We start from the raw sequence: 11,578 nt of genomic DNA, 5'->3' as shown, positions 1-11,578 counted from the left end.
CCGGTGGTTGCTTTACTTTTTTCACATCATGTCTGCCTTATTCAGGTGACTATAGCACTGAGGTTCCACCTCTTCCCATTCCGAACAGAGAAGTTAAGCTCAGTCACGCCGATGGTACTGCGTAACAGTGGGAGAGTAGGTAGTCGCCGTTTTTGATGAAGCCCTTGTATCGGAAGATACAGGGGCTTTTTTTGTGTGCTTATTTCTGTTTTTAGCAATAATTTGCTATCTTTGCTTCCGAACTAATTTTTAATTAATATTTAAAGCAAATTGAAGTATGAAAACTAAAGTTTTATTGGCTGCTGTGGCAGTAGCATTTTCTTTCGCAGTAACATCATGTGGTAATCAGAAATCTGCCAACGCCGACTCAACCGCTGCAGATTCTTGCTGCGCTGCAAAAACAGAACAGGTATGCGACTCTGCAAAGAAAGCTTGCTGCAAAGCTGACTCCGCAACTTGCCCGAAGGCTGCTTGCGATAGCGCCAAATGTGACAAACCTTGTGCAAAGAAGTAATTCGGAACTCGTATAGAACTGAAACATAAGGAAAAGACATACTATTGCAGTATGTCTTTTTTTGTTATATATTAGAGTGATAAATGTGTGTCTGCTTATAAAATGTTATTTTTTTAAAGAAAAAAGTTACGAATTTGTTTGCATGGTACGAAATAATCTCTACCTTTGCAGCGTTAAAAGTAAAAAGATAAGATGATTCAGAACTTTACATATATTCTACTGTGTGGCATTATTATTCTACTGGCAAAGTTTAGTGGAAGTGGGTGTTGTGCATAAATATATGTGAATATAATGATATATAAAGCCTTTCTCACTTCCCGGTGCGAAAGGCTTTTTTTATGGAATATAAATTTATAAATGTAATAAAGTGATGAGTGATAAGTTATTTATTTTCGACACAACGCTCCGCGATGGTGAGCAGGTTCCGGGATGCCAGTTGAATACAGTGGAAAAAATTCAGGTGGCCAAACAACTGGAAGCGCTGGGCGTGGATGTAATTGAAGCGGGATTTCCCATTTCGAGCCCGGGCGACTTCAATTCGGTGATTGAAATATCAAAAGCTGTGACATGGCCCACGATTTGTGCGCTGACACGCGCCGTACAGAAGGATATTGATGTGGCGGCGGAAGCCCTGCGATTTGCCAAGCACAAACGTATCCATACGGGTATCGGTACTTCCGACTCGCACATCAAGTATAAGTTCAATTCCACTCGCGAGGAGATTATAGAACGTGCGGTGGCTGCTGTGAAATATGCCCGCCGCTTTGTGGAGGATGTGGAGTTTTACGCTGAAGATGCGGGACGTACGGATAACGAATATCTGGCGCGTGTGGTGGAAGCGGTCATCAAGGCAGGGGCTACGGTAGTGAATATCCCCGATACGACCGGATATTGCCTGCCTACGGAGTATGGCGCGAAGATAAACTATTTGATGGAGCATGTGGACGGTATTCACAATGCGATCATCTCCACTCATTGCCACAACGATCTGGGTATGGCCACTGCCAATACGATGGCGGGCGTGTTGAACGGTGCCCGTCAGGTGGAGGTCACTATCAACGGCATTGGCGAACGTGCCGGAAACACTTCGCTCGAAGAGGTGGCTATGATTATCAAATGCCATAAGGATATTGACATCGAAACCAATATCAATACGCAGAAGATTTATCCTACCAGCCGCATGGTGTCCAGTCTGATGAACATGCCGGTGCAGCCTAACAAGGCAATCGTAGGCCGCAACGCCTTTGCACATTCGTCGGGGATTCATCAGGACGGCGTGTTGAAGAATGTGCAGACCTATGAGATCATCGATCCGCACGATGTGGGTATTGATGATAACTCTATCGTTCTGACAGCCCGCAGCGGACGTGCTGCCTTGAAGAATCGCCTCCAAGTGCTGGGCGTGTCACTTGATCAGGATAAACTGGATAACATCTACGAGGAGTTCCTGAAACTTGCCGACAAGAAGAAGGATATTAACGACGATGATATTCTGGTATTGGCAGGTGCGGACCGTTCGCAGAACCACCGTATCAAGCTGGAGTACTTGCAGGTGACGAGCGGAGTAGGCGTACGGTCGGTAGCCAGCATCGGACTGAACATTTCCGGTGAGAAGTTTGAAGCCGCTGCCAGTGGGAACGGTCCGGTAGATGCCGCTATCAAAGCATTGAAAAAGATAATAGACCGCCACATGACTCTGAAGGAATTCACTATCCAGGCTATCAGCAAGGGCAGTGACGACATGGGTAAAGTGCACATGCAGGTGGAATATGACAAACAGATTTATTATGGTTTCGGTGCGAATACGGATATTATAGCTGCATCGGTAGAAGCCTATATAGACTGTATCAATAAATTTAAATTGGGTGTTTAGTGATTAACACTTGGTGGTTTGTAACTGATATTTGTTCTTTGTGTTTGGTAATAGATAATTCGTAAATAATAATTTGTAATTAATACTCATTCTGATGAATACATTATTTGATAAAATTTGGGATGCCCACGTTGTGCAGAAGGTTGAGGACGGCCCCACGCAACTTTACATAGACAGGCTTTACTGCCATGAAGTAACCAGCCCGCAGGCTTTTGCCGGACTGCGTGCCAGAGGTCTTAAATGTTTCCGTCCGGAAAAGATTTTCTGTATGCCCGACCACAATACGCCGACGCACGATCAGGATAAACCGATCGAGGATGCTGTTTCGAAGATGCAGGTGGATACGCTGGCTAAGAATGCGAAAGATTTCGGTCTGGAGCATTTCGGCATGATGAATAAGAAAAACGGCATTATCCATGTGGTGGGTCCGGAACGCGGACTGACTTTGCCGGGTATGACGATTGTGTGCGGTGATTCGCATACTTCTACTCATGGCGCCATGGGAGCGGTGGCTTTCGGCATCGGCACAAGCGAGGTGGAGATGGTGCTGGCTTCGCAGTGTATCCTTCAGACGCGTCCCAAAACGATGCGCATTACGGTGGACGGCCGGCTGGGCAAGGGCGTCACTGCCAAGGATATGGCGCTCTATATGATGTCCAAAATGACAACCAGCGGTGCTACGGGCTACTTTGTGGAGTATGCCGGAGAGGCTGTGCGCAGTCTGTCTATGGAAGGACGCCTCACTTTGTGTAATCTCAGTATAGAGATGGGTGCGCGCGGCGGTATGGTTGCTCCGGACGAAACCACCTTTGCATACATCAAGGGACGTGAGTACGCTCCGAAAGGGGAAGAATGGGACAAGGCGCTGGCATATTGGAAAACGTTGAAAAGTGAGGAGGATGCCGTCTTCGATAAGGAGGTGCGCTTTGATGCCGCTGATATCGAGCCGCTGATTACCTACGGCACCAATCCGGGTATGGGCATGGGCATCACGCAGCACATTCCCACTACCGAGGAGATGGGAGAGGCAGCCAAAGCGTCTTTTATGAAGTCTATGGATTATATGGGATTCCGTCCGGGTGATTCGCTGCTGGGCAAGAAGATTGACTATGTTTTTCTGGGTGCTTGCACCAACGGCCGTATCGAGGATTTTCGTGCGTTTGCCTCTATTGTGAAGGGGCGCAGGAAAGCTGCGGATGTGGTGGCTTGGCTGGTTCCCGGTTCATGGCTGGTGGATGCGCAGATACGTGAGGAGGGGCTGGATAAGGTGTTGGAAGAAGCGGGATTCGCTATCCGACAGCCGGGATGTTCGGCATGCTTGGCGATGAATGATGATAAGGTGCCTGCCGGGAAATATGCGGTGTCCACCAGTAACCGTAACTTTGAAGGGCGTCAGGGACCGGGTGCGCGTACTTTGCTTGCCAGTCCGCTGGTGGCTGCTGCTGCGGCGGTGACGGGGGTGATTACGGATCCGAGAGATTTTATCTAAATTAAGGTTCACGACAGAGGATGCATAGTGTCACAGATTTTTTAGACAGAAGGACAGAAGAATAGAAAGAAAACAATATAAGAGGAGAAAGCTCTGTGCCCTCTATGGTGAACAAAGAACAATCTAATAACAGCAACAATGAAACAAAAATTCAATATTATCAACAGCACTTGTGTACCTCTTCCTTTGGAGAATGTAGATACCGACCAGATAATTCCTGCCCGCTTCCTGAAAGCCACTACAAAAGAAGGTTTTGGTGAAAATCTGTTTCGCGACTGGCGGTACAATGCCGACGGTTCTCTGAATGAGGAATTTGTTTTGAACAATCCCACTTATGGCGGGCAAATCCTTGTGGCGGGCAAGAACTTCGGCTCGGGAAGCAGTCGCGAGCACGCAGCCTGGGCCATTGCCGGCTATGGTTTTAGGGTGGTGGTAAGCAGTTTCTTTGCAGATATTCACAAGAATAACGAGCTGAACAACTTCGTGCTTCCCGTTGTGGTGAGTGAACCGTTTCTGAAAGAACTTTTCGATTCAATCTTTGCCAATCCAAAGACGGAAGTAGAAGTAAACCTACCCGAACAGACCATCACCAACAAGGCAACCGGCAAGAGTGAGCATTTCGAAATCAATGCCTACAAGAAGCATTGCCTGATGAATGGTTTGGACGACATTGATTTTCTTGTCGGAAACAAGGATAAAATAGAAGCTTGGGAGAAGAACAATGAAGCATAATCATCCGAAGATAGAAATCATGGACACCACTCTCCGCGACGGTGAACAGACCAGCGGAGTGTCTTTTGTGCCCCATGAAAAACTGATGATAGCCCGTTTGTTGCTTGAAGATTTGAAGGTGGACCGGGTGGAGGTGGCTTCCGCGCGGGTGTCCGAAGGGGAATTTGATGCGGTGAAGATGATATGCGACTGGGCGGCACGACGTAATATGTTGCCGAAAGTAGAGGTGCTCGGTTTCGTGGACGGACATACCTCGGTAGACTGGATACATGCCACCGGCTGCCGCGTCATCAACCTGCTGTGCAAGGGGTCGCTGAAGCATTGCTCCTGCCAGTTGAAGAAATCGCCTGAGGAGCATATCGAAGATATCCTGTCGGTAGTGGACTATGCAAATGTGCAGGATATGGAGGTGAATGTCTACTTGGAAGACTGGAGCAACGGCATGAAAGATTCGCCCGAATATGTCTTTCAATTGATGGATGCGCTGATCCGGACCAACATAAAGCGGTATATGCTGCCCGACACATTGGGCGTGCTGAACCCGTTGCAGGTCATTGAGTTCATGCGGAAGATGGTGAAGCGTTATCCGAATGAGCATTTCGACTTCCATGCCCACAATGATTACGACCTCGCGGTGAGTAACGTGCTGGCAGCCGTATTGAGTGGCTGCAAGGGTCTGCACACCACCATCAACGGCTTGGGCGAACGTGCGGGCAACGCACCTCTTGCCAGCGTGCAGGCTATTCTGAAAGACCATTTCAGTGCTATTACCAACATAGACGAGAACCGCCTGAATGATGTGAGCCGCGTGGTGGAGTCTTATTCGGGCATCGTGATTCCCGCCAATAAACCGATTGTGGGCGAGAATGTGTTTACGCAGGTGGCGGGCGTGCATGCCGACGGTGATAACAAAAGCAACCTTTACTGCAACGACCTGCTGCCCGAACGCTTTGGACGTAAACGGGAATATGCATTGGGCAAGAATAGCGGTAAGGCGAATATCCGCAAGAACTTGGAAGACTTGGGGCTGGATCTGGACGAGGAGTCCATGCGCAAAGTTACGGAACGCATCATCGAGCTGGGCGATAAAAAGGAGCTTGTGACACAGGAGGACCTGCCGTACATCGTGTCCGACGTCCTGAAACATGGAATAGTGGATGAGCGCGTGAACCTGAAAAGTTACATCGTGAACCTTGCCTACGGACTGAAGCCGATGGCTACGCTGAAAATAGAAATCAACGGCAAGGAGTACGAGGAGAGTTCCAGCGGCGACGGCCAGTATGATGCCTTTGTGCGTGCGCTGCGCAAGATATACAAAGTGACCTTGGGCCGCAAGTTCCCGATGCTGACGAACTATGCGGTGACTATCCCTCCCGGCGGGCGCACCGATGCCTTTGTGCAGACGGTGATCACATGGAGCTTTGAAGACAAGGTGTTCCGCACCCGCGGCTTGGATGCCGACCAGACGGAAGCGGCTATCAAGGCTACGGTGAAGATGCTGAATATCATTGAAGGAGAATACGATAAATAGATATTACTTATGACTTATAAGACAGTGAAAGATTATTTTGAGAGAAAACCCAATGCAAGCTACTTGTTTTTTGCTTGCATGATATTCCTGTTTCGTGTTTTCTTGAATTGGTATGGAAATGATGCACAGCTTGTCACTCTTTTAGATGTGATATGGACGCTTATGATGACTGCGGGATTTGTGGTGGGTGATCGTATTCGCCGCAAGAATAAGACTATGAAAGATAAAATAGAAGATGAATTAAAAAAAAATAAATAAGTATGGATTTTAAAATTGCAGTATTGGCCGGTGACGGTATCGGCCCCGAAATATCCGCCGTAGGTGTGGACGTAATGACCGCCGTTTGTGAGAAATTCGGCCATAAGGTGAGTTATGAATATGCTGTCTGTGGTGCGGACGCCATCGACAAAGTGGGCGATCCTTTTCCCGAAGCTACCTATCAGGCTTGTAAGAATGCCGATGCGGTACTTTTCTCGGCCGTAGGTGACCCTAAGTTCGACAATGATCCCACCGCAAAGGTGCGTCCTGAACAGGGCTTGCTGGCTATGCGTAAAAAACTGGGGCTGTTTGCCAACATCCGCCCGGTGCAGACCTTCAAGTGCCTCCTGCATAAGTCCCCGTTGCGTGCCGAACTGGTGGACGGAGCCGATTTCCTCTGCATCCGCGAACTGACCGGCGGTATGTACTTCGGCGAGAAATATCAGGACAATGACAAAGCCTACGATACCAATATGTACACCCGTCCGGAGATTGAACGTATCCTGAAAGTGGGTTTTGAGTATGCGATGAAGCGCAACAAGCACCTGACGGTAGTGGACAAAGCCAACGTCCTTGCCTCTTCGCGCCTGTGGAGACAGATTGCCCGGGAAATGGCTCCGGACTATCCGGAAGTGACCACCGACTATATGTATGTGGACAACGCCGCCATGCGTATGATTCAAGAGCCGAAGTTCTTCGATGTAATGGTGACGGAGAACACTTTCGGAGATATTCTGACCGATGAAGGCTCCTGCATCAGCGGTTCTATGGGATTGCTGCCGTCGGCTTCCACCGGAGAAAGCACCCCGGTGTTCGAACCTATCCATGGCTCATGGCCGCAGGCTAAGGGCCTGAACATAGCCAATCCGCTGGCGCAGATCCTGTCCGTAGCCATGCTGTTCGAATACTTCGGCCTGAAAGAAGAAGGCGCACTTGTTCGCGAGGCGGTAGACGCTTCGCTTGATGCCAATGTCCGTACTCCGGAAATTCAGGCGGAAGGCGGAGCCAAATATGGCACGAAAGAGGTGGGCGCATGGATTGTTGACTACATCAAACACTAATCTTTATTAAGGAAAGAAAGGGACAAGCGTTTTTTTTCTACCTTTGCGAGGAGGTGCATCAAAAGTATGATAACGGATTCTATTTTTGATGTATCTCCTTGTTTTATAACTAATGATGATTATGGCAAAAATAGCAAAGAACTTGACGGAACTCATCGGCGGCACTCCGTTGATGAAGTTGGCAGGATACAGCCGAAAGTACGGGCTGCAACAGGATATAGTTGCCAAACTGGAGTCTTTCAATCCGGCGGGCAGTGTGAAAGACCGCGTGGGGCTGGCAATGATTGAGGATGCCGAAGCACGCGGAGTGCTGAAGCCCGGCGCCACTATAATAGAGCCTACCAGTGGCAACACCGGAGTGGGCCTGGCAATGGTAGCGACTATCAAGGGCTATCATCTGATGCTGACCATGCCTGAGACAATGAGTATTGAACGTCGTAATCTGCTGAAAGCCCTCGGAGCGGAAATCGTGCTGACGGATGGCATGGCGGGCATGGCAGGCTCTATTGCCAAAGCAAAGGAGTTGCGTGACCGTATACCCGGTGCTGTGATTTTGCAGCAGTTTGAGAATCCTTCCAACGCCAAGGCGCACGAGCTTACTACGGGTGAGGAGATCTGGAGGGATACGGACGGGCAGGTGGATGTGTTTGTGGCGGGAGTAGGTACGGGCGGTACGGTTTGTGGTGCGGCCCGCGCATTGAAGAAACATAATCCGGACATTTATATTGTGGCGGTTGAGCCTGCATCGTCTCCCGTACTTGAGGGGGGAGAGGCTGCTCCGCACCGCATACAAGGCATAGGGGCGAACTTTGTTCCGGCTCTTTATGATGCCTCGGTGGTGGATGAGGTGATTCCTGTGCCGGACGATGAAGCTATTCGCGCCGGACGCGAACTGGCATCTGCCGAGGGACTGTTGGCGGGTATATCTTCCGGTGCCGCCGTCTATGCGGCGCGTTTGCTGGCAAAACGTCCTGAATTTGCAAACAAAATGGTGGTTGCTTTGTTACCCGATACGGGAGAAAGGTATCTTTCTACGGAGCTGTTTGCTTTCGACACGTATCCTTTGGAATAAGTGCAGGGGATAAACGTTTATTCCCAAGGCAGGTACTATAAAAATAAAATCATAAGTATGAAGAAGCTGATTTTTCTCGTAGTGTGTTTGTTGTCAGGCGGTATGCCTGTGTTCTCGCAAACCTATCAGGAGCTTTGCGACCGCGCTGTCACTTATACCGAACAGGACAGTCTGCCGCAGGCGGAGGACTATATCCGCCGGGCCTTGAAGTTGGAGCCGGCAAATCCCCATAATGCCCTTCTGTTCTCCAATCTCGGAACGATACAGCGCCGGCAAAGACAATATGAACAGGCTTTGGAATCTTATAACTTTGCCCTGAACATCGCACCGCGGGCGGTTCCTATCTTGCTGAACCGGGCGGCTATCTATATGGAACTGGGACGGAATAATTTGGCACAGGCCGATTATTCTTTAGTGTTGGATCTGGAGAAAAACAATGAGGAGGCTTTGCTGATGCGTGCCTATATCTATATGCAGCAACGCGAATATAAAATGGCAAAGGCAGATTATGAGCGTCTGTTGAAAGTGAACCCCGCCAGCTATAACGGGCGCCTCGGCTTGGCAACCTTAGAGCAGAAAGAGGGAAAGCATGAAGATGCCCTGCGCATATTGAACAATATGTTTGCCGCCACAGGGAAAGACGCGCAGTTGTCACCTTCCCAATATGCCATGCTCTATGTGGCTCGCGCCGGAGTGGAGAAGGACCTGAAACACATGGATATGGCATTGGTCGACTTGGAAGAGGCAATAAGGCTGGACAGTTCGCAGCCGGATATATATCTGATGCGCGGCGAGATCTACCTTGCCCAAAAGAAAAAAGACCTTGCCAAACGTGATTTCGAGAAAGCCATATCATTAGGAGTACCCCAGTCCGACCTACGCGACCTACTAAAACAAACAAGGAAATAGTGGTTAGCGATTAGTGATTAAGCTATGATGCTATAAACTGCTAACTCTTAATCGTTAATCGCTAATCATAAAACGCTGATCACTAATCGCTAACCGCTAATCGCTAAATTTGCGTATCAGATTAACGAATTCTTTTCCGTATTTTTTCTTCTTGTATTCTCCGATGCCGCTGATGTTTCCAAACTCTTCGATTGTGGTGGGGCGTGAAGTGCTGAGTAAATGGAGCACTTTGTCGGACAGGACGATATATGCCGGTAGGGCTTCTTCGTCGGCGAGCCGTTTCCTTAGTTCCCGCAAGGCTTCAAAGAGATCTTCGTTTTCGGTGTTGGGAAGTCCCAGCGGCAGTTCCTTGGAAAGAACGGGGAGCTTGCGTTTTCTGCCCCGCTTGGTCTCGTTGGCTTCTTCCCGGCGTATTACTACCAGTCGGGCAGTGGCCCTGCCGAAGAGGACATCGCTTCCGGCGGGGGTTATCTTCAGGTGATTGTTCTCATTGTAGGCTATCTCAAAGTAGCCGAGTTGCAACATCTGTAACAAATAATCGTGCCAGTCGCGGGCGGGCACTTCCCGTCCGGCAGCAAATGTTTTCAGTTGTTCATACCCCTTGTCCACTACTTCGGGAGTCATATTTCCTCTTAGGATATCAACCAATACACCTGTGCTGATTTGCTGTTCCGTACGGACAATGGCGCTCAATGCTTTCTGTACGATGATAGTCCCGTCAAAGCGTTCCGGAGGGTTCTTGCAAACGTCACAGTTACCACAGTCATGGGTAGCCGTTTCTCCGAAATAACTCAACAATATGCGACGGCGGCAGATGTCCGATTCGGCATATTGCTGCATCCGTTGCAGCTTCTCTATATTGATGCTTTGCTGTCCGCTGTCGGTAGCGAATTTAGTGAGCAGAATCAAGTCGGACAGCGAATAGAACAATAACGTGTCACTGGGCATCCCGTCCCTTCCGGCACGCCCTATCTCCTGATAAAAACTCTCAATGCTTTTGGGTAAATTATAGTGAATAACCCAGCGTACGTTACTCTTGTCTATGCCCATGCCGAAGGCAATGGTGGCGCATACCACCTGTACGCGGTCATTGATGAAATCATCCTGCGCTTCGTCCCTGCGGGTGGGAGAGAGCCCGGCATGGTAGACGGCAGCGCGTATGCCTTGCTTTTGGAGCATTTGTGCAACGGATTCCGTCTTGCTGCGGCTCATGCAGTATATGATGCCGCTTTCTCCGGGATGACGGGCTATGAAGTCTATAATTGCCTTTGACTTTTCCTTCTGCTGGTAACCCCGTTTTACGGTGAGGCTCAGGTTGGGACGGTCGAAGGAGGAGATGAATATCCGGGGATGGTTCAAGTGAAGCTGTTTGATGATGTCTTCGCGTGTAATCTTGTCGGCGGTGGCGGTCAGGGCTATGACAGGGACCTGCGGAAACTGTTGGTGCAGAATTCCCATTTGCGCATATTCCGGACGGAAGTCATGTCCCCATTGCGAGATGCAGTGCGCTTCGTCGATGGCAAAAAGCGAGACATGCATATCCCGCAAAAGATAGTTGGCTTCAGCCAATAGCTTTTCAGGAGAGATGTAGAGCAGTTTCAGTTTCCCTTCCATACATGCCCGGCGCAGGGCGGCATTTTCCGTTTCGTCGTTGCTGCTGTTCAGCGCACCGGCGCTGATGCCGTTGGCGCAGAGTGCTTCCACTTGGTCTTTCATCAGCGAGATGAGTGGTGAAACCACTACCGCAGTACCTTCACGCAGCAGGGCGGGAAGCTGGTAGCAAATGGATTTCCCACCGCCGGTAGGCATTAATACAAGTGCGTCGTTTCCGCCCAGAATATGGCGGATGATTTCTTCTTGCAAAGGGCGGAAACTATCGTAACCGAAATATGTTTTAAGCGTTTGTTGCATAAATAGGTGGCGGTATATTTTGAGGGGACAAAGTTACATTAATTATTGTATAAAACCTCAAAGGAAGTGTAGTTCAATTTAATAACCTAAATTTAATGCCCAAAGTTAAATAATCTTATTATTAAGCGTACTTCGCTTCTTTTCAACCTTTTTCGCTGTTTATATATTAAAAATATCTGTTGGAAAAGTTGCGTATAAAAAAAAAATGTTAGACTTTTGTGTTGTCTA

At 48.9% G+C, this 11,578-nt stretch carries 10 protein-coding genes and 1 rRNA gene; 10 read left to right on the top strand and 1 reads right to left on the bottom strand.

Translation table 11 applies throughout. The annotated features are described in order from the left end of the window. The first annotated feature begins 41 nt into the window (after window positions 1-41). The 10 genes from rrf (at window position 42) to NQ546_RS15380 (ending at window position 9,439) form a co-directional block, all read left to right on the top strand. A 5S ribosomal RNA gene (rrf, locus tag NQ546_RS15425) occupies window positions 42-152 on the top strand. A gap of 125 nt (window positions 153-277) precedes the next feature. Further along, window positions 278-514 carry a hypothetical protein gene (locus NQ546_RS15420; protein ID WP_004290111.1) on the top strand — a complete coding sequence of 79 codons (237 nt, stop codon included), beginning with the start codon at window positions 278-280 and terminating at the stop codon, window positions 512-514. A gap of 370 nt (window positions 515-884) precedes the next feature. Then, entirely contained in the window at window positions 885-2,387 is a 1,503-nt protein-coding gene (locus NQ546_RS15415; protein WP_004290112.1) for a 2-isopropylmalate synthase, read from the top strand. Between the two features lie 94 nt (window positions 2,388-2,481). Continuing rightward, window positions 2,482-3,876 carry a 3-isopropylmalate dehydratase large subunit gene (leuC, locus tag NQ546_RS15410; protein ID WP_004290113.1) on the top strand — a complete coding sequence of 465 codons (1,395 nt, stop codon included), beginning with the start codon at window positions 2,482-2,484 and terminating at the stop codon, window positions 3,874-3,876. 138 nt (window positions 3,877-4,014) lie between these two features. Further along, window positions 4,015-4,608 (top strand): 3-isopropylmalate dehydratase small subunit, encoded by a 594-nt coding sequence (leuD, locus tag NQ546_RS15405; protein ID WP_004290114.1) that lies wholly within the window; start codon window positions 4,015-4,017, stop codon window positions 4,606-4,608. Continuing rightward, window positions 4,598-6,139, top strand: coding sequence for an alpha-isopropylmalate synthase regulatory domain-containing protein (locus NQ546_RS15400; protein WP_004290115.1), 1,542 nt, complete (start codon window positions 4,598-4,600; stop codon window positions 6,137-6,139). The genes leuD and NQ546_RS15400 overlap by 11 nt, the downstream gene beginning before the upstream one ends. A gap of 9 nt (window positions 6,140-6,148) precedes the next feature. Further along, the gene (locus NQ546_RS15395) at window positions 6,149-6,397 is read left to right on the top strand and encodes a hypothetical protein (RefSeq protein WP_004290116.1); all 249 of its coding nucleotides are present in this window, start codon (window positions 6,149-6,151) and stop codon (window positions 6,395-6,397) included. Window positions 6,398-6,399: 2 nt separating this feature from the next. Beyond that, entirely contained in the window at window positions 6,400-7,458 is a 1,059-nt protein-coding gene (gene leuB / locus NQ546_RS15390; protein WP_004290117.1) for a 3-isopropylmalate dehydrogenase, read from the top strand. Window positions 7,459-7,579: 121 nt separating this feature from the next. Continuing rightward, window positions 7,580-8,530 (top strand): cysteine synthase A, encoded by a 951-nt coding sequence (cysK, locus tag NQ546_RS15385; protein ID WP_029429445.1) that lies wholly within the window; start codon window positions 7,580-7,582, stop codon window positions 8,528-8,530. A 57-nt stretch (window positions 8,531-8,587) separates the two neighbouring features. Further along, window positions 8,588-9,439, top strand: coding sequence for a tetratricopeptide repeat protein (locus tag NQ546_RS15380; RefSeq protein ID WP_039953306.1), 852 nt, complete (start codon window positions 8,588-8,590; stop codon window positions 9,437-9,439). 96 nt (window positions 9,440-9,535) lie between these two features. On the opposite strand, the gene recQ is transcribed toward NQ546_RS15380, so the two are convergent. Beyond that, a complete protein-coding gene (gene recQ / locus NQ546_RS15375) occupies window positions 9,536-11,350 on the bottom strand; it encodes a DNA helicase RecQ (RefSeq protein ID WP_004290121.1) in 1,815 nt (604 codons plus the stop codon). Window positions 11,351-11,578: the final 228 nt, after the last annotated feature.

The sequence above is a fragment of the Bacteroides eggerthii genome (assembly GCF_025146565.1).
Classification (GTDB): Bacteria; Bacteroidota; Bacteroidia; order Bacteroidales; family Bacteroidaceae; genus Bacteroides; species Bacteroides eggerthii.
The sequence above is the reverse complement of the archived record's forward strand: the minus strand, read 5'-3'. Positions and strand labels throughout refer to the sequence as shown.